The organism is Streptomyces sp. NPDC005483, assembly GCF_040606035.1.
Classification (GTDB): Bacteria; Actinomycetota; Actinomycetes; order Streptomycetales; family Streptomycetaceae; genus Streptomyces.
In genome coordinates this window covers 15,050-31,812 of record NZ_JBEXEA010000032.1, presented here as the reverse complement: position 1 = coordinate 31,812, position 16,763 = coordinate 15,050, and the positions used below count along the sequence as shown (strand labels likewise).

The following is a 16,763-nucleotide window of genomic DNA, read 5'->3' as shown; positions in this document are numbered from 1 at the left end:
TCACGTCGCGCACGCTGACGACAGCCTGAACATCTTCGCCGCGAGGTCCTGGCCGCCGGTTTCCGGAAGGCCAGGACCTCGTACTCGTTGGCTCTGCTCCGCTCGCCGACGACTTTGCAGCCTCTTTCACGCACAGGCATCTCGCCTCGGGCACAGCGTCGTGCAGCCCGAAGGACGTAGCAACACCTTCTTCTCTTGCCACTTCCCAGCAGTTACGAGCTACTGTTATGTTCAGTGTCGTGTTCTGGTATTTCCAAATGGAAGAGGCTAGAGGTGACCGTGACCGATACGCTCGGGATTGACATCGCCGAAGAACGCCTGGACAACGGGTTGCGGGTGTTCGTTGCCGAGAACCACACGGTTCAAGCGGTCACAGTGAACCTGTGGTACGGAGTCGGCTCACGACACGAACAGGTGGGCCAGACCGGTCTGGCCCACCTGTTCGAGCACCTGATGTTCCAGGGGTCCGCGAACGTGGCGGCCGGGGAGCACATGACGCTGCTCGAGTCCTTCGGCGCCGATCTGAACGCGACAACCTCGTTCGACCGGACCAACTACTTCCAGACCGTCCCGACCCGTGCCCTGGAACTGGCGCTGTGGCTGGAGGCCGACCGGATGGGCGGTCTGCCCGCCGCACTGGACCAGCGCAACCTCGACAACCAGCGGGATGTGGTGCGCAACGAGCGGCGTGAGCGCTTCGACAACCAGCCTTACGGCGACGCCTACGAGCGGATGCACGCGCTGCTGTTCCCGCCCGGCCACGGCTATCACCATCTGCCGATCGGTTCGATGGCCGACCTCGCCGCCGCGTCGCTGGACGACGTCCGCGCGTTCTTCGAGAAACACTACGAACCCGGCAATGCCGTCCTGTCCATCGTCGGCGACGTCGAGCCACGTGAGGCTTTCGCTCTGGCGGCCAGGTACTTCGGACACCTCCCTCCTGGAGACAGCCGGCACGAACGGCTGAAAGAGGTCCCCCCGCTCCCGGCGCTGGAGGAACCGGTCCACGCCGAGGCGTCCGCCGACGTCCCGGCCGAGGCCCTGATCTGCGGCTGGCGGCTGCCTGCGGACGGCACGGAGGAGTTCGACGCCGCCGCGGTGGCGCTTCGGATCCTCGGCGGCGGGGCGAGCAGCCGCCTGCAGGAGCTCCTGACCCGGCAGAACCAACTGGCCCAGGGCGTCTACGCGACGGCCCAGGACCTCACCGTGGGAACAGCCGCGGGCCTGGTGATGGTGCACGCCCACGACGACGTTTCGCTGACCGAGATCGAAGGCGTCCTCATGGCCGAACTGGGACGGTTCATCGAGACCGGACCCACCGAGGCCGAACTGGAGCGTGCCCTCGCCCAGGCCGAACGCGAGTGGCTGGAGAGCACCGCCACCCTCGACGGCCTGGCCGACGAGATCTCCCGTGCCGCGTGCCTGTTCGGTTCGGTCGACAGGGTCGGCGAGACCGTCGCCCGTATGCGCGCTGTCACGACGGAGCGGGTGCACTCCGTCGTGCGCGCCTGGCTCAACCCCCACCAGCGCGTTCAGCTCACCTACCGCAAGGAGCAGTCATGACCCTGCCGCCGCGCCCGGTGCCCGGACCTGCCACGGCGTGGCGATTCCCGGCTCCCCGTCGCACCACGCTCCGCTCCGGCCTGCGGGTTTTGCGATTCGACCTTCCCGGACAACGGCTGGCCTCCGCCGTGCTGTACCTGGGCATACCGCCGGAGGCTGAGCCGGCCGACGCCGAAGGCGTGGCCACGATCGCGGCCCGCACCCTGGACGAGGGCACCACCGAGCGCGACGGCGCCGCCTTCGCTGCCGAGATGGACCTGCTCGGGGCGGGATACAGCGCGTCGGTCAACACCTCCGGCATCTACCTCAATCTGGATGCACCGGCGCGGTTCTTCGGTCCGGCTCTCGGTCTGCTAGCCGAGGCAGTGACCCGCCCGACGTTCGCCGCCCACGAGGTGAACCGGTACGTCCAGATGCGGCTGGGCGAGCTGGCCCAGGAACGGGCCACCGCCTCGGACCTTGCCGACGTGGAGCGGCGCACTGCGTGTTTCGCACCGCAGAGCAGGTATGCCCGCCCGGTCGGCGGCACCCCCGAGACCGTTCGTGGCCTCGACCGGGACGCGGTCGAGCGCTTCTACCGGGACCACTCGGCCCCCGAGCGCGCCACGCTCGTCGTCGCCGGGGACTTCCGGGGCACCGATCTGGAGACGGCCCTGGAGGGCGCCTTCGGCGACTGGTCGGGGCATGCGGCGACCTCGACGGCCGACGACGGCGCGGACCCTGCCGTCGCTTCGCCCGGTGTCGTGATCGCCGACCGTCCCGGCGCGGTACAGAGCCATCTCTCCTTCGGTCTCGCCGCACCCGACCGGCGCACGCCGGGCTGGGCGGATCTGGTGGTCGCGGCCCGGGTCCTGGGCGGCGGAGTCAACTCCCGGCTGTCCGCCACGCTGCGTGAGGACAAGGGCTACACGTACGGCATCTACGCCGGGCTGACGCCGTTGCGTCGCGGCGCTCTGTTCACCATCGACGCAGCCGTGCAGACCGACGCGACGGCAGCCGCCGTCGCCGAGGTCCTGGCGGTCACGGAGAAGCTCCGGGCGGACGGCCCCACCGAGGCGGAGTGCACCGAGGCCGTCGACTATCTCACCGGCGTCCACCCGCTCCGCCACCAGACCGCGCGGGGCATCGCCTCGTCGGCCGCGACCCAGAGGGGCTTCGGCCTCGGGGACAGCTATCTGGACGACTTCCAGGAGGCGCTGCGCTCGGTGACCCCGGCCAGTGCCGCCGCCGCGTTCCGCACGCACGTCGACGCCGCCCGGCTCTGCCTGGCAGTGGCCGGCGACGCCTGCGCCGTCGCCGCGGACCTGAGCGAGGTCGTCCCGCACGAGGTCAGGGTCGTGCCGGCATGACGAGCCTGCGTGTCGTCTACGCCGGCCGTCCTGCGACCGCGCACACCGAGGGCTATCGACGACTGCTGGCCGAAGCGTTCGGGCAGCCGAAGGTGATCGGTGTCGACGAACTCACGACGGCCGATCTCTCCGGCGCCGACGTCCTGATCGTGGATCCGGGCCCCGGTCGCCTGGGAAACGTCGAGGAGCACCTGATCCTCGACGGCCTGTCGCTGAAGACCTTCGCCGTGCCGACCGTTTTGGTCGGCACGGCCGGAGGCCAGCTCGGCGACCGGCTGCGCCTCAAACTTGCCAGGAGTGCGGGGTGCGCCTGCCTCGGCGAGCACGTCCACCTTCCCAGTCCGCTCCACCCTGTGTTCCAGGGCCCTTTCCGCGTCGACCTCGGCACAGCCAGGCCTGTACGCACCCCTGACCAGTTCCTGCGGTACGCCCCCTTCATGCCGGTGCCCGCCAAGATCTCCGCGCTGCGTGTCATCACCACGCCACAGCAGGAACCAGGACTGGCCACCTCGGGACACTCCTTCCTCGAGGGCCCCGACACCGAGTTCATCGCCGGCGGGGACACCAGCAAGGGGCACGGGTACCCGGCCATCGGCCGGCACGGGAGATTCGTCCTGTGGGGTTTCAGCGCTCGGGCCGAGGACCTCACTCCTGCAGGCAGCGCCCTGCTGCGCAACGTGATCGCCTACACCGCGGGCCTGGCGGGGGAACAGGTGAACGTGCTTCGGTACGCCAAGCCGCGGACCATGCTCATCGAAAACGGACTCGGTCTGCTGAAAGACCCTCACACAGAGACCGGCGACGGGCAGCTGAAGACGGAGACCCTCAGGGACGTCTGGGGCGCCACTGCCCCGGCCGGCGCCGACGGCGACCTCGATCGCCGAAGGGCGTTCTGGCGTGAGAACCGCGGATACATCGCCTACAACGGTGACTTCGCGGGCGGCCACTATCTCGTCGACGAGGACACCAGAGCCTGGGGCATCGCGAACGACGACATCACCATGCTCCACCGCTGCCTCGACGCGCTGACGGCAGGCAAGGACGCCGAGCGTGCCGCCCGGCTGTGGACGCGCTACACCGGCCGGCCGATCGAAGACCTGGCCGCGGAGCGGCGCTGGCTGGCCGAGAACGAGGAAGCCCTCTACTTCTCGGACTGGGCCGGCTACCAGTGGCAGTCCACCCGCGAGCCGCGGCCCCGCGGCTACCGGCACGGCCCTCGCCGGCAGGACCGCGTCCGGGCCGACCTGCGGGCCGTCGGCACAATGCCGGGACGGGTGCGGGTCACGGTCGACGTCCTGGTCGAAGAGGGCTGGTACGTGTATGCGCCGGGCTCGGCGGAGGGGATACCGGTACTGCTCTCTGTCCGCGGAGAAGGGGGGCACGTCCTTGAGGACGTCCGCTGTCCCGAGGGGGCCGAGGGGCTGCTCGGCGGACGGTTCCAGATCGAAGCGGAGATGGCCACGGAGGATTGCGCCCTCTCCGTGCGCCTGCGGGTGCAGACCTGCAACAAGGTCATGTGCGAGCCGCCCCGGGACCTGTGGCTCACGGCGACGGTCACGCGACGCAACAGTGTGGAGCCCCTCCGGCAGACAACCGCGTGAGACAGCCGGCTCCGTCCTGGCCCCTCCTGGGCCGGAGCCGGTGTGCCGGGCTCGGTCGATGCTCCCCGTCGGCCGATTCGACTGCAGACCGCCCCACGTCTGTGAGCGTTGCGGGCTTCGGCAGCAACCGCCGCACGGCGCCGCAGTCGTCATGCGCGGGGCGGATTCGCGCCTCGCCCTCTACTTTCGTAGGGGGAGACGGTCGCACAACGGCCGATCTGGTGGAAGATTCACCTACCTAGTGTCGTGTCCATGAACGACTGGACCACCTCTCACGATCGCGTGCTCGCACAACGGCAGGCGGACGGCTGGATGTTCCTGATCGACGTGGCCAGCCACCTGTGGACCACCACGGTGCTCGCCCCTCGAGACAGAGCCTTGGCCCGCCTGTTGACCGGTCCTGTACGGCTCCAGGCATCCCGTCGGCCTCCGGCTGTCCTGCACACGGGCGCAAGCGGCGGCTCGGTCATCCGTGCGCTGATGTCCCGGCTGCCCGACGGCAGCCGCCTGGACGTCGTCGAAGCCGACCATGGGGCCGCCGGGCGGCTCCGGGGCCTGGTTGCCGGCTGCCTCAACTCGGTGGATACACCCCGCCAGGTTCAGGTGCAGGTGCATGAGACGGACATCGAGCGCTTCGCGACCGCGGAACGCTACGACGTGATCGTCTGCGGGCTGCCGCTCACCGCTCTCAGCCCAGTTGCGCTGGAGCGCGCCATGGCCCGGCACATGGAGCTGCTGCGGCCCGGCGGGACCTTGACCTACTCCGCAGGTATCGGCCCGGCAAGGGCTGTCCCGCCAGCATCGGGAAACGCGCGCTGTCACGCCGTCGGCATCAAGGTCATGGACGCCTATCAGCGCAGTTACGCCATCGGCCGGCGGACCGTATGGGCAGGTTGGCCACCGGCCCGGGTATGGCATCTGCAACGCCCGTCCGTCTCCCTCGCGGACCAGCCGCTCCCGCGCGACGGAGGGGGCCGGTGAACGACATGCCGGACACCCTCACGGCTCAGAAGCCGGAGGGGACATCGCCTTCAAGGCTGCAACGGATCATGCACGGCCCACACCCCGACGCAGTGCCCGCCCTGATCGCGCGGGCCTGCGCCTTCGTAGGACTGCTCGACGTGGTGGCCGGCGTCTTCACCCGTTTCCGGCACAGCCGGATCCATTCGATCATGGAGGTCCTGCCGGGCGCGCTCGGCCCGTTCGCCGCCGCCCTCTCGCTCAGTACCGGTCTGTTGTTGCTGCTGCTGGCGCATGGGCTGCGCCGCCGCAAGCGCCGGGCCTGGCGGGCCGCCGTGGCGCTGCTGCCGATCGGCGCGTTGACACAGTTCGTCTACCGGCATTCCGTCTTCGGCATGTCGATCTCGCTCGTGCTGCTGGTGCTGCTGGTCCGCCACCGTCGTGAGTTCACCGCGCTGCCCGATCCGCGCAGCCGCTGGCGTGCGCTCGCCAACTTCGTGCTCATGAGCGCCGGCTCCCTCGGTCTCGGAGTCGTCATCGTCAGCGCCCACGGCGGTCAGATCGTCGGCGATCCGGGCATCACGGACCGCCTCGCCCACGTCCTGTACGGATTGTTCGGCTTCGAGGGGCCGGTCGACTACACGGGGTCCGCCTCCTCCACCGTCGGCTTCTCGCTGGGGGCACTGGGGCTGATCACCGCCGTCACCACGATCTACCTCGCCTTCCGCCCCGAGCACCCGGCCGCGCGTCTCACCGAGGAGGACGAGAGCCGGCTGCGCGTCCTGCTGGACAAGCACGGCCGGCGTGACTCCCTGGGCCACTTCGCGCTGCGCCGGGACAAGGCCGTCGTGTTCTCCCCCAGCGGCAAGGCGGCCGTCACCTACCGCGTGGTCTCCGGCGTGATGCTCGCCAGCGGCGACCCCATCGGCGACGTCGAGGCCTGGCCCGGCGCCATCGAGCGCTTCATGGACGAGGCCAAGGCCCACTCCTGGACCCCGGCCGTCATGGGCTGCTCGGAGACCGGCGGCGAGGTCTGGACCCGCGAGACCGGTCTGGACGCCCTCGAACTGGGCGACGAGGCGGTGGTGGACGTCGCGGATTTCTCCCTCGCCGGCCGCGCGATGCGCAACGTGCGCCAGATGGTCAAGCGCATCGAACGCGCCGGTTACGAAACCCGGGTCCGACGTGTCCGTGACCTGGGCGAGGCCGAACTGGAGCGCGTTCGGCGGGCCGCAGAGGACTGGCGCGGCACCGACACCGAACGCGGCTTCTCCATGGCCCTGGGCCGCATCGGTGACGCCACTGACGGGGACTGCCTCATCGCCACCGCCCACAAGGCCGACGAGGTCCGCGGCGAGTACGACGACCTGAAGGCGATCCTGCACTTCGTGCCCTGGGGCCCGGACGGCGCCTCCCTGGACCTGATGCGACGCGACCGCTCGGCCGACCCCGGCATGAACGAACTCCTGATCGTCGCCGCCCTCCAGGCCGCACCGAAGTTCGGCATCACGCGCGTGTCGCTGAACTTCGCCATGTTCCGCTCCGCCCTGGCCCGCGGCGAGAAGATCGGCGCCGGCCCCGTGCTGCGCGCCTGGCGCGGACTGCTGGTCTTCCTCTCACGCTGGTTCCAGATCGAGTCCCTGTACAAGTTCAACGCCAAGTTCCAGCCCCGCTGGGAGCCCCGCTTCGTCGTCTACCGGGCCTCCGGCGACCTGCCCCGCATCGGCTTCGCCGCCATGCAGGCCGAAGGCTTCGTCAACCTCGCCCTCCCCCTGCCGCGCTTCCTGCGCCGCCGCTCCGCCGCCGCCCGCGTGTGCGCGCACACGGTGGCCGATGTCGGCGTACACGCTGGGCAGGACCTCGCATGGCACGCAGTGCAGCACGACAGGCCGCCTCGCACGTAGGGGACGCCTGTTCGCGGCCCCGGGCGACAGCGCTCAGGGCTGCCGTGGCCGCCGCCGCCCCCTCGCCGTGGTGCCGTGGGCCCGCGACCAGCGCGGCGGGGGCGTCCACTGACGGGGTAGGTACGGCGGCCCGGCGGCCGGGGATGAGTGCGGCCGGCACCCGGTTCCGGCGCACGACGTGAACCCACCGACGCAGAACGGTTTTCGCGTCGTGCTCGCTCCTGGGCACCGGCGGACGTCGGTGGCCATCTGGGCGGGGATCAGGCCAGCGCTGGAGACAGTCGTGCCGATAGCCGGCATCAGGGCGTTGCCTGCCGTTGGCGGCCTCGGTCTCAAAAGCCGACACCACACCTGTGATCAGCGCGGCAGCGCGCCGCGGGCAGAGCCGACGCCCGTCGCGATGACGCCTGCGACCACGATGACCTGCCAGAGCCGGGACAGTGCCATCATCAGCAGACGGAGGCGGCACGGGAGTCCCTCCGCCGCGCCGGAGACCATCTTCGGGTCGTGGATCCGCGTGAGTGTCTCGGGGGTGCAGCAGGGCGGGCGTGCCCAGAGCGATCACACACTCGTGGTGGTCTCGTGCTCCGCGTTGAGCAAGGTGAAGCTGTTCATCGCGACGCCTGCACCTTCCGCACGCCGGTGCCACACCGTCTGCGGACGCCTTCGGGGCGCGGCTAAGGGGCAGGGTCGCAGATGACGACCGGGATCTGCCGTTCGGTCCACGCCTGGTATTTCTCGAAGTCGGCGTACATCGCCACCAGGCGGGGCCACAGTTGTGCACGCTCGCCAGGGTCGGCCGTACGGGCACGCATACGCCGCACATTTCTGCGGATCTGGACGCCGACCTGCGGATCGGCTTGCAGATTCCGGTACCACAGGGGGTTCTCCGGCAGCCCGCCCTGTGACGCAACGAGGATCACCCGGTCACCGTCGGCCAGGCACAGCAGCGGCTGCGTCCGCGGCAGGCCGCTCTTGCGGCCCGTGGTCGTCAACAGGCAGACCGGCACGCCGCGGGGGAAGGCGCTGCCGATCCTCCAGGTGCCGCCGATCAGCCCGCCCGTCGCGCGATAGACAGCGACATTGGCCCTGGACGCCCATTTGATGATCTTGGGCACGATCGGTGAGTCGAGGCCCTCCGGCCGGTCGAAGGGCGCGCGCGGGGCGGATGGAGTGTCGGTCATGTGCTCTCAGCTCCCCCTCCAGCGGACAAAGTCACCTGCGGGCACATCCAGCGCAACGCCCCCCGGTACGGCGGCTGGCCGGCGCACCGCAGGGACGGCGACAGTGAAACGGAGGGCGTCGAAGACTGCAAGAGGCGCGGGCCGCCGATCGGCGGCGTTACGGTCCGCGCACGGCGGGCCCTTCGCCCTGCCGGGGGGCGTCGGGGTCTGTTTCTCTGCCGTCCACGAACGCGCTGCTGGTGCAGGTGGACAGCGGTGTACCCGCCGGTATGACCACCCGGGTGCGACAGCGTCTCGCTCCGCGGCACTGCACACACCGGCGCGGCGTCGAGTGCGAGGGCTCGACGGCCGAAGTGCGCAGCGATGTCCGCGTGGGTGAGCCCCTCGCCGGCAGCGCGGCCCCCTCGCCCTACGTACAGCACCTGGAGCCCCCGTGTCGGCCGCATTCGCACCGCGCTGGGGGCGCCCACCGGTCCAGGCCGCCCTCGTCCGCCCGCAACGCGGGACTCACCGCACCACCTGATCACTGGGCGAAGAGCGTGCTGGCGAGCACCACGCTCACCGCCGTCCCTCCGAAAATGCTGAGCAGCGCGTTGCGGCGCCACAGGTGCAGACCGACGGTCACAGTCAGGGCGACGAGCGGGGTCACGGCTCGGGAACTGGTCAGCGGCAGGCCGCGCAGGCAGTAGGCGACCAGGATCACCATCACGCCGACCGGCATGACAGCGCCCAGGTACTGCACGGTGCGGCTGGCCCGCAGTGGGGCGAGGGCCGCGAAGGGGAGGGCGCGCAGGCCCCAGGTGACGGCGGCGGAGACGAGAATCGCCGCGATGGCGTAGGGGGCGTCAGGCATGGTGGGGCCTCCTGCGGGTGGTGAAGCGGTGGCGCACGAGCAGCCCGGCCGTGAACAGGGCGAAGGCGGCCGGCAGCATCTGCTGGGGCATCAGGAACCGGGCGGTCACGGCGCTGAGCAGTGCGAGCACGGGCGTGGGCAGGTCGCTGTCGCGTTCCCGCAGGGCTTCGAGGGCCAGGACGGCGAACAGCGCGGTCAGGGCGAAGTCGAGCCCTTGGACGCTGCTGGGGATGAGCGAGCCGAGCAGAGCGCCGGCGACTGCGCCCACGGCCCAGTACATGTGCAGAAGAAGCTGCAGCCACAGGATGCGCGGGCTGGACCATGAGCGGGCGTCTTCCCCGGCGGTCAGTGCGTACGCCTCGTCACACAGCGCGAAGGTGCTGTACGCCTTGCCGAGCCGCCCGCGTACGCGGTGCAGCGGGAAGGACAGCGTGTAGAAGACGTGCCGCAGGTTCACCATGAAGGCACTCACGGCGACCGATGCCAGTGGGGCCGCCGCGGTGACCATGCCGATCAGCAGGAACTCGAACGATCCGCCGAAGATGAGCGTCGCCGACAGCCCCGCCCACCACCAGTCGAGGCCGGACTGGGTCGCCAGAGCGCCGAAGGCGATGCCGAGGGGCACGAAGCCGAGCCCTACCGAGGCAGAGTCCGCGAATGCGGCCCGGAACGCGGAGCGCTGCGATGCGACGGGAGTTCGGGCGGCCCGAAGCGGCCCATCGGCCATGGGTGGACTTATTCGCATGCCGGTATTTTATGACAATCCGGGCCACATTTAATTGCCAATCATGGCTCTACGATTGCCTAATGAGCAATGAAAGAGCGCTGGACTCGGTTGACCGTGACATTTTGTTGCATCTGGTTCAGGATGGTCGGCTGACCAACGTCGAGCTGGCCCAGCGGGTGGGCCTGACCCCGGGCCCGTGCCTGCGGCGGGTGAAGCGCATGGAGGACGAGGGCGTCATCAGCGGGTACCGCGCCGTCATCGACCCGACAGCGCTGGGGCGCGGGATGGAAGTCCTGATCGACGTCGAGATCTACGCCAACGACCGCAAGACCGTCGAAGAGTTCGAGGGCACGGTGGCCGCCTACGAGGAGGTCATCGAGTTCCGCCGCCTGTACGGGCGGCCCGACTATTTCATCCGGGTCGCGGTCTCCGGCCATGACGCCTACGAGTCCTTCGTGACGGACAAGCTCACCGCTCAGCCTGCGGTTCTGCGGGTGGAATCGCACCTGACCATGAAGGAGATCAAGGTCAGTTCCTGAGAGCCGCGCGAAGTCATCGAAGAACGCTGGACGCGCGGCACCCGGGCACGTCGCCGAAACGGCCCTCCTGCCGGTGGTTGAGGGCGGTCACGACCCGGCCGGCTCCGGACGCAACGGCTCACCGATCATGATTTCCGCTGCCGTACAACCGCCCAAGGACCGCAGCGTGAGCGCCGCGACGCCCACGCCGTCGGCGATCCTGACCTCGAGGTCATCGCCCGGACGCGCCGCCTGCGAGCCACACAAGAAGCGCACATGCGCATCGCAGGAGGTTGCGCGTTATCACGAAACTCCTCCGACCGGACAAGGCCGTGGACGGGGAGCGGACAGGATTCGAGGACAGCTCATGCGTGCCAGTCGGGGCGGCCCGGCATGGCGGGGACTTTCTCGCCGTACAGCCACGAGCGGAGGAAGGGGCCCAGGTCCTGGCCGGTGACGCGGCCGGCGAGGCGGATGTAGTCATCGGTGCCGGCGACGCCGTCTCGGTGTTCGCGGATCCAGGCGCGTTCGATGCGTTGGAAGTCGGTCTCGCCGACCTTCTGGCGCAGGGCGTACAGAGTCAGGGCACCCCCCTGGTAGGCGGTCCAGCCGTAGGGGGCCATCGCCTGGGGCTGGAAGGCTCGGCGGTGCGGCGCCGCGATCGGTCCTTCCTTGCGGAGGTTGGCGTCGGCGTCCTGGTACATCCCGCGCATGGCGTCCTCCACGCTGGTGCCGTGTTCGCGGGCCGTCCACAGGTTCTGGTAGTAGACGGCGTGGCCCTCGTTCAGCCAGGCGTCGCTCCAGCGGCGTGGGGAGACGCTGTTGCCGAAGTACTCGTGTGAGATCTCGTGCTCCACGACGGTGTCCGTGCCGTTGTCCACGTACGCCTTCGGGGCGAGTGAGTCGGCGGCCAGGAGGGCCAGGGACTGTGTTTCCAGCTCGCCGCCCAGCGGGGTGGCGTAGACACCGTAGGTGCGCAGCGGGAAGGTGCCCTGGCCCAGGCGCTGTTCCAGGAATCGGATCGCTTCGGGGACGGTCTTGTTGAGCTGCGGTTCGATGGATCGCGCCTGGTTCGTGGGGAGCGCGTAACGCAGCTTGATGCCGTGAGGGCCCTGCTGATGCACGACGGTGAAGGGGCCGATCCCGATCTGGAGCAGTTCGGTGGCGAGCTTCTGGCGGCTCTCGAAGCGACGTGTGGTGTACGCGCCGTGGTGACTGGTGGCGGTGAGCTCGCCGTTGGCGATGGAGTTCAGCTTCGTGGGTGCGGTGACGGTGATGGTGGCGGGGGTTTTCTGAGCGGGGTGGTCGGCCAAGGCGGCGATGCGGTGGGCCCCGGAGGGCTGGTTGCTGGTTTGGATCCACGAGCCGTGGCGGACCATGCCGTACGACGCGCCGACGTCGAGCTTCGTCACCTGCTCCGTGTCCAGGACGGGGGCCTGCACCCGGACCCGTACGGTGAACCGCTCGTCGCGCCGCAGCGGCACGTCCGGTGTCACCTGCAGTTCCTCGCCGGAGCGCGACCAGCGGGCCTTGCGGCCGTCGACCGTGACCTCGCGGACGGTGGCGCCGGTCAGGTCGAGGTTGAACCGGGACAGGGCCTGAGAGGCGCGCGCCTGGACGGTGGAGGTGGCGGTGTAGTGCTTCAGGTCCATCGCGAACCGCAGATCCAGGGCATAGTGGCGGACGTCGTAGCCGCCGTTGCCGAGGCCGGGGTGGATTCGGTCGCCGATTCCGGCAGTGCCGGGTTGGAGTGTGCCGGCGGTGTGTGGTGTGGGGGAGGCCTCCGCCGTGGTGCACGCCGTCAGGCCCAGCAAGGCTACGGCAAGTGCTGCCGCGGTCGTGGGGGTCGAAGTGTTCCGTGACATGCCGAGAGTTTCGCCCGCTGTACCGGCGCCGTTGATCGGCCGCGTGGCCGGTTGTCCGCCCCGGCCATCGGCCAGGAGGCCGATGGCCGTCCTCCTTCGGAAGTGCCCGTACCGCGAACCGGTCGAAGTCGTCGCCGTCGTGATGGGCACAGGCACAGTCACTCGGGCCGACGTCGACCGTAGGGACCCGGCAGCCTGCCGGGCCTGCTCGGTGCAGGGACGCGTTCATCGTCGCCGTTCGGAATCTCCGCTGACGTCAGGAGGAGAGGAGGGCTCCCAGCACGGCGAGCAAGGCGCACAACCCGATGTTGACCTTCCGGTAGTGCAGGAAGATCGCGGCGAACTCGCGGATGGTCGCGCTGGGCCAGAAGTAGGAGGCGGTGGGTGCGCCGATGACCTGTGCGTCGACGCCGGTGCGGCGGGCGGTCAGGGCGGCGCGGAAGACGTGGAAGTTGTTGGTGACGACGACGCAGCGGTAGTCCGGATCGCGCTCGCGCATGAGGGCTTCGCTGAAGCGCAGGTTCTCTTCGGTCGTGCGTGAGCGGTCTTCCCGTACGACGTGGTCTGCGGGGACACCGCGCGCGATCAGATAGGCGGCCATCGCGTCGGCCTCGGGCAGGTCCTCGTCACATCCCTGGCCGCCGGAGGTGATCAGCACCGGCGGTCTGCCCCGCGCAGCCTGCGCCTCGTACACCGCGCGTGCCCGCTCCAGCCTTCCCGCCAGCAGGGGCGGCACCCGGTGCCCGCCGACCAGGCCGGAGCCGAGGACGACCACGAAGTCCACGACGTGACGGACTCTCAGCCGGCCGTAGAGGAAGGCGTAGGCGAGAAACGAGAGGAAGACGTACGAGACGTAGCAGGCGGCCATGAGCACTGCCCCGGCGGTGCGTCGCAGCGGTACCGAGTCGGTGTCGTAGGCGATCAGGGTGAGCGTGACCCACCCGAGGACGGCCATCCCCGCAAGACAGGAGAGCAGGTTGGCGGGGCGCCGGCCTTCCTTGCGGACCATCTGCACGCCGTTCGCGATCAAGAAGAACGAGAGGGCGAGGACACCCAGGGCGAGGAGCAGCAGCGCGAGGGTCACCGCTGCGACGAGCGGCGCGGGGGCGTCGCCCTTGGCTGCCTGAGCGAGCAACGTGAGGGTCAGCAGGAGGAAGGTCAGGCCGAGGAGGACGGCGTTGCCGAAGCGGCGGGGGTCGCGCCGCACCCGGGCAAGGAAGAGGAAGAAGGACAGGCCGGCGAGGACCACGAACACGAGTGTCGGCATGACTTCGTCTCAACTTCCCTGCTGCAGATGGCTCTTCACATGTATGACGCGCGATGGACGGTTACTCGGGGCGCGAGCCTGTCTGCCCCGTGACCGACCTGAGCAGGGGGCTGCTGAGCGCACTCGCCCCCAGCAGCCCGGCGACGCCCAGGCCGAAGCACACCCCGAGCAGGGCGACGCCAGCGGTGTCGAGGGTGGAGGCGCCGCCGAGAAGGGTGAGCGGGGCGGCGGCGAAGAGGCCGGTCAGAACGGATCCGCCGGCCAGCACCGTCACCGGGATGAGGGTCTCTTTGCGGCGGGCGGCGTCCAGGACCCGCAGCGGGGTGCCGGCGAGCCGGAGCAGGCCGTAGGTACGGCGGCGGTCCAGGACGGAGGCGGCCGCGGTGATGCCCGCGGAGGCGATGGCCGTGACGAAGGTGACGCCGAGGACGGCCCGGGTGGCGGTGGAGAAGTCCTCCGCGAACAGCCGGCCGGACCAGTCGACGTCGCTTCCGGTGACCGGGTACTGGCCGGGCACGAGGGACGTGAGCGCGGTGCGGGCACGGTCCAGTTTCTCGCTGCCGCCGGGCACCCTAGTGATGATTTGGACGCTGTCCTCGCCGCCCCCCCACGGCGACCCAGTCGATGCCGGTGCTCACGGTGGCGGTGATCCCGGCGTGCTCCAGGCGGTGACGTGCCTCCTGCTGGACCACGGCGGACCGGCTCTTGGGCACGGCCACGGCGAGAGTGTCCGGGCTGCCCCAGGGGGAGGTGCCGGAGACGCTGAAGAGGGCGAAGAACCCGGCGACGAATCCGGCGAGGGTGAGCCCGGAGACCGTGCGCCAGCCGCTCTTGGGGTCGTCCAGGAGGCGGCGCCCGGCCAGCAGGGTCGCCGGAGTGCGGGCCTTCGCGCTGATGATTCGGCCGAGGACGCCGACCACCCAGGGGCCGATCACGGACAGGGCGAGGAAGACCGCCGCGAAGAACAGCAGGACGCCGTCGACCTCACTCTTCTTGTTCCGGGTGAACCACGAGTAGCCGATGATCACCGCGACGAAGGCCAGCGCCCGCAGGAAACTCATCCGGGGCGGCTGCGAGCGCCGGGCCACGCCGAGTGGGCCGACGACGACCTGGCGCAGGCCGAGCAGCGCGCTGACGACGACCATGGCGACGACACCGGCGGGTACGGCGAGCAGCACCGGGAGCCCGACCCACAGGTCGGCGAGGTACCAGGAGCCGCCCGCGACGGAGATCTGGGCGGCGGCGGGCAGCAGGAGCGCGTATCCGGCGGCGCCCAGCAGCGCACCGGCCGTGCCGGTGAGGGCGGCTTCGGCGGCGGTCATGGCGGCGACACGGCCGGGGGTGGCGCCGATCAGGCGTAGCGCGGCCAGGCGCTGGTCGCGTCGGGAGACGGACAGGCGGGCGGAGGAGGCGCCCAGGACCAGCAGCGGGATGACGACGAGGATGGTGGCGATCTTCGCGAGGTCCACGTACTGGCCGCCGATTCCGTACATCACGGGGCGACCGGTGAAGTCGGCGATGCGCGTGGGGGTGATGATGTCGCCGGGGCGGCGCGGGTCGTCCTCGCGCGCGGTGGTGACGGCCGCGTCGGTGGGTTGGTGGCCGACGACGGCGACCAGCTCGCCGGGGTGGGTCAGCGCCGCGCGGCCGAGCGTGCCTTCCGGGGTGCCGGTGACGGGGTGCCGGTCGGCAGGCAGGTGGTCGAGCAGGCCGGCCAGGGCCGGGGACACCCACACCTCGCCCGGCTTGGGGAAGCGGGACATGCCGGGCGGGGCCGGGGCCTGCTTGCCTGGGAGCCGCGCCACGTCGACGACGGTGACGGGTGTGCCGCCGGTGAAGGTGGTGCCAACCGCCTCTACGGCGACCGGGACCGCCGACTTCACGGGGTTGCGCCAGTCGGTGCGGTCGGCCCGCTGCTGGAAGCCGAGGTTGGCGGCCACGCAGACCAGCAGGAGCGCGGTACTGATGGCAGCGGCTGCGACGGCCAGGCCGGTGGCGAGCAGCCCGGTGCGTCCTCCGGCTCGGGTCAGCCGCCAGGTCAGGGTCCAGGTCGTGCGGTCCAGTGCCCTCATCGGTCATACCTCCCGTCCGCGTCACGTCCGGACGGAAACTCCGGGTAGCCGTACGCCTGGGCAGCGTGCGCGGTCGCGTTCCCCTTCTCGGTCAGGCGGCCGTCGCGGACGTGGACGGTGTGGTCGCACCAGCGGGCCACGTTCGCGTCATGGGTCACCACCACGAGGGCGGCGCCCTGGCTGCGGGCGATGTCGACCAGCAGGCTGATGGCCTCCATGCCGGTCGTCTGGTCGAGAGCGCCTGTCGGCTCGTCGGCGAAGATCACCTGCGGGCCGCCGACCAGCGCTCGGGCGATGGCCACACGCTGCGCCTGCCCACCGGACAGCTGTCCGGGCCGCCGGTCCTCCTTGCCCGCCAGGCCCAGCCGGGGGAACCACCCGCGGGCCAGCTGGACCGCCTGCCTGCGCGGCATGCCACCGAGCATCAGCGGCAGGGCCACGTTCTCGTCGGCGGGCAACTCGGGCAGCAGCTGACCGGACTGGAAGACGAAACCGAAGCGGGTACGGCGCAACTCGCTGCGCTCCGGCTCGCCCAGCTGGTCCACGCGCTCTCCGGCCAGGAGCACCTGGCCCTCATCAGGGCGTTCGATGCCGGCCAGGCAGTGCAGCAGGGTGGACTTGCCCGACCCCGACGGACCCATGATGGCCAGCGACTCGCCCGCCGAGACGGACACGTCGACGCCGGCCAGCGCGCGGGTCAGGCCGAAGGACTTCATCAGGCCCGTCCCTCTCAGGACGGGAGAAGCGGTGGCCGTGCCGTACGAACTCATCGGGACGCCTCCAGGGCGGCGTGAGGGCGGGAATCGGGGCCCGGCTCGACCGGGACGTCATGAAGGGGACGCTTCTGCATGCCGTCGACCATCCCGCCCCACCACCACAGCCCGCTTCGGCCGCCGGGCC

Annotated in this window: 15 protein-coding genes; 6 read left to right on the top strand and 9 right to left on the bottom strand. The window is 70.4% G+C overall.

Features of this window, described 5'->3' with window-relative positions; genetic code table 11:
- Positions 1–273: 273 nt before the first annotated feature.
- From ABZT06_RS39825 to ABZT06_RS39805, 5 genes are all read left to right on the top strand, one after another.
- Positions 274–1,563: a pitrilysin family protein gene (locus tag ABZT06_RS39825; RefSeq protein ID WP_355752484.1), complete on the top strand. Its 1,290-nt coding sequence runs from the start codon at positions 274–276 to the stop codon at positions 1,561–1,563.
- Positions 1,560–2,912 carry a pitrilysin family protein gene (locus ABZT06_RS39820; protein WP_355752482.1) on the top strand — a complete coding sequence of 451 codons (1,353 nt, stop codon included), beginning with the start codon at positions 1,560–1,562 and terminating at the stop codon, positions 2,910–2,912. Before ABZT06_RS39825 ends, ABZT06_RS39820 begins: the two co-directional genes overlap by 4 nt.
- Positions 2,909–4,513 carry a hypothetical protein gene (locus tag ABZT06_RS39815; RefSeq protein ID WP_355752480.1) on the top strand — a complete coding sequence of 535 codons (1,605 nt, stop codon included), beginning with the start codon at positions 2,909–2,911 and terminating at the stop codon, positions 4,511–4,513. The genes ABZT06_RS39820 and ABZT06_RS39815 overlap by 4 nt, the downstream gene beginning before the upstream one ends.
- A 252-nt stretch (positions 4,514–4,765) precedes the next feature.
- Complete coding sequence (locus ABZT06_RS39810) at positions 4,766–5,494, top strand: class I SAM-dependent methyltransferase (protein ID WP_355752478.1); 729 nt, start codon at positions 4,766–4,768, stop codon at positions 5,492–5,494.
- A gap of 5 nt (positions 5,495–5,499) precedes the next feature.
- Entirely contained in the window at positions 5,500–7,377 is a 1,878-nt protein-coding gene (locus tag ABZT06_RS39805) for a phosphatidylglycerol lysyltransferase domain-containing protein (protein ID WP_355752573.1), read from the top strand.
- A gap of 357 nt (positions 7,378–7,734) precedes the next feature.
- Here ABZT06_RS39805 and ABZT06_RS39800 read toward each other — a convergent pair whose 3' ends face one another.
- The 4 genes from ABZT06_RS39800 to ABZT06_RS39785 all read right to left on the bottom strand — a co-directional run bounded on the left by ABZT06_RS39800 (position 7,735) and on the right by ABZT06_RS39785 (position 10,159).
- Positions 7,735–7,875 (bottom strand): hypothetical protein, encoded by a 141-nt coding sequence (locus ABZT06_RS39800; RefSeq protein WP_355752476.1) that lies wholly within the window; start codon positions 7,873–7,875, stop codon positions 7,735–7,737.
- Positions 7,876–8,054: 179 nt separating this feature from the next.
- The gene (locus tag ABZT06_RS39795; RefSeq protein WP_355752474.1) at positions 8,055–8,561 is read right to left on the bottom strand and encodes a nitroreductase family deazaflavin-dependent oxidoreductase; all 507 of its coding nucleotides are present in this window, start codon (positions 8,559–8,561) and stop codon (positions 8,055–8,057) included.
- 523 nt (positions 8,562–9,084) lie between these two features.
- Positions 9,085–9,414, bottom strand: coding sequence for an AzlD domain-containing protein (locus ABZT06_RS39790; protein WP_355752472.1), 330 nt, complete (start codon positions 9,412–9,414; stop codon positions 9,085–9,087).
- Complete coding sequence (locus tag ABZT06_RS39785; protein ID WP_355752470.1) at positions 9,407–10,159, bottom strand: AzlC family ABC transporter permease; 753 nt, start codon at positions 10,157–10,159, stop codon at positions 9,407–9,409. The genes ABZT06_RS39790 and ABZT06_RS39785 overlap by 8 nt, the downstream gene beginning before the upstream one ends.
- A 62-nt stretch (positions 10,160–10,221) precedes the next feature.
- Here ABZT06_RS39785 and ABZT06_RS39780 point away from each other — a divergent pair, with 62 nt between their 5' ends.
- On the top strand, positions 10,222–10,680 hold the full coding sequence (locus ABZT06_RS39780) for an Lrp/AsnC family transcriptional regulator (RefSeq protein ID WP_355752468.1): 459 nt from the start codon (positions 10,222–10,224) through the stop codon (positions 10,678–10,680).
- A gap of 344 nt (positions 10,681–11,024) precedes the next feature.
- On the opposite strand, the gene ABZT06_RS39775 is transcribed toward ABZT06_RS39780, so the two are convergent.
- From ABZT06_RS39775 to ABZT06_RS39755, 5 genes are all read right to left on the bottom strand, one after another.
- Positions 11,025–12,524, bottom strand: a complete 1,500-nt coding sequence (locus tag ABZT06_RS39775; RefSeq protein WP_355752466.1) for a M1 family metallopeptidase — start codon at positions 12,522–12,524, stop codon at positions 11,025–11,027.
- A 256-nt stretch (positions 12,525–12,780) separates the two neighbouring features.
- Positions 12,781–13,791 carry a YdcF family protein gene (locus ABZT06_RS39770; RefSeq protein WP_355752464.1) on the bottom strand — a complete coding sequence of 337 codons (1,011 nt, stop codon included), beginning with the start codon at positions 13,789–13,791 and terminating at the stop codon, positions 12,781–12,783.
- Between the two features lie 61 nt (positions 13,792–13,852).
- Positions 13,853–14,362, bottom strand: coding sequence for a hypothetical protein (locus ABZT06_RS39765; protein ID WP_355752462.1), 510 nt, complete (start codon positions 14,360–14,362; stop codon positions 13,853–13,855).
- Between the two features lies 1 nt (position 14,363).
- Positions 14,364–15,863, bottom strand: a complete 1,500-nt coding sequence (locus ABZT06_RS39760; RefSeq protein ID WP_355752460.1) for an FtsX-like permease family protein — start codon at positions 15,861–15,863, stop codon at positions 14,364–14,366.
- Positions 15,860–16,633 carry an ABC transporter ATP-binding protein gene (locus ABZT06_RS39755; protein ID WP_355752458.1) on the bottom strand — a complete coding sequence of 258 codons (774 nt, stop codon included), beginning with the start codon at positions 16,631–16,633 and terminating at the stop codon, positions 15,860–15,862. Before ABZT06_RS39755 ends, ABZT06_RS39760 begins: the two co-directional genes overlap by 4 nt.
- Between the last annotated feature and the right edge of the window lie 130 nt (positions 16,634–16,763).

What these genes read in the sequence shown, in the direction of transcription:
- ABZT06_RS39820 (WP_355752482.1), top strand. Translation starts at nt 1,560, where the DNA reads ATGACCCTGCCGCCGCGCCCGGTGCCCGGACCTGCCACGGCGTGGCGA.
- ABZT06_RS39815 (WP_355752480.1), top strand. Translation starts at nt 2,909, where the DNA reads ATGACGAGCCTGCGTGTCGTCTACGCCGGCCGTCCTGCGACCGCGCAC.
- ABZT06_RS39810 (WP_355752478.1), top strand. Translation starts at nt 4,766, where the DNA reads ATGAACGACTGGACCACCTCTCACGATCGCGTGCTCGCACAACGGCAG.
- ABZT06_RS39805 (WP_355752573.1), top strand. Translation starts at nt 5,500, where the DNA reads ATGCCGGACACCCTCACGGCTCAGAAGCCGGAGGGGACATCGCCTTCA.
- ABZT06_RS39800 (WP_355752476.1), bottom strand. Translation starts at nt 7,875, where the DNA reads ATGGTCTCCGGCGCGGCGGAGGGACTCCCGTGCCGCCTCCGTCTGCTG.
- ABZT06_RS39795 (WP_355752474.1), bottom strand. Translation starts at nt 8,561, where the DNA reads ATGACCGACACTCCATCCGCCCCGCGCGCGCCCTTCGACCGGCCGGAG.
- ABZT06_RS39790 (WP_355752472.1), bottom strand. Translation starts at nt 9,414, where the DNA reads ATGCCTGACGCCCCCTACGCCATCGCGGCGATTCTCGTCTCCGCCGCC.
- ABZT06_RS39785 (WP_355752470.1), bottom strand. Translation starts at nt 10,159, where the DNA reads ATGCGAATAAGTCCACCCATGGCCGATGGGCCGCTTCGGGCCGCCCGA.
- ABZT06_RS39780 (WP_355752468.1), top strand. Translation starts at nt 10,222, where the DNA reads ATGAGCAATGAAAGAGCGCTGGACTCGGTTGACCGTGACATTTTGTTG.
- ABZT06_RS39775 (WP_355752466.1), bottom strand. Translation starts at nt 12,524, where the DNA reads ATGTCACGGAACACTTCGACCCCCACGACCGCGGCAGCACTTGCCGTA.
- ABZT06_RS39770 (WP_355752464.1), bottom strand. Translation starts at nt 13,791, where the DNA reads ATGCCGACACTCGTGTTCGTGGTCCTCGCCGGCCTGTCCTTCTTCCTC.
- ABZT06_RS39760 (WP_355752460.1), bottom strand. Translation starts at nt 15,863, where the DNA reads ATGAGGGCACTGGACCGCACGACCTGGACCCTGACCTGGCGGCTGACC.
- ABZT06_RS39755 (WP_355752458.1), bottom strand. Translation starts at nt 16,633, where the DNA reads ATGAGTTCGTACGGCACGGCCACCGCTTCTCCCGTCCTGAGAGGGACG.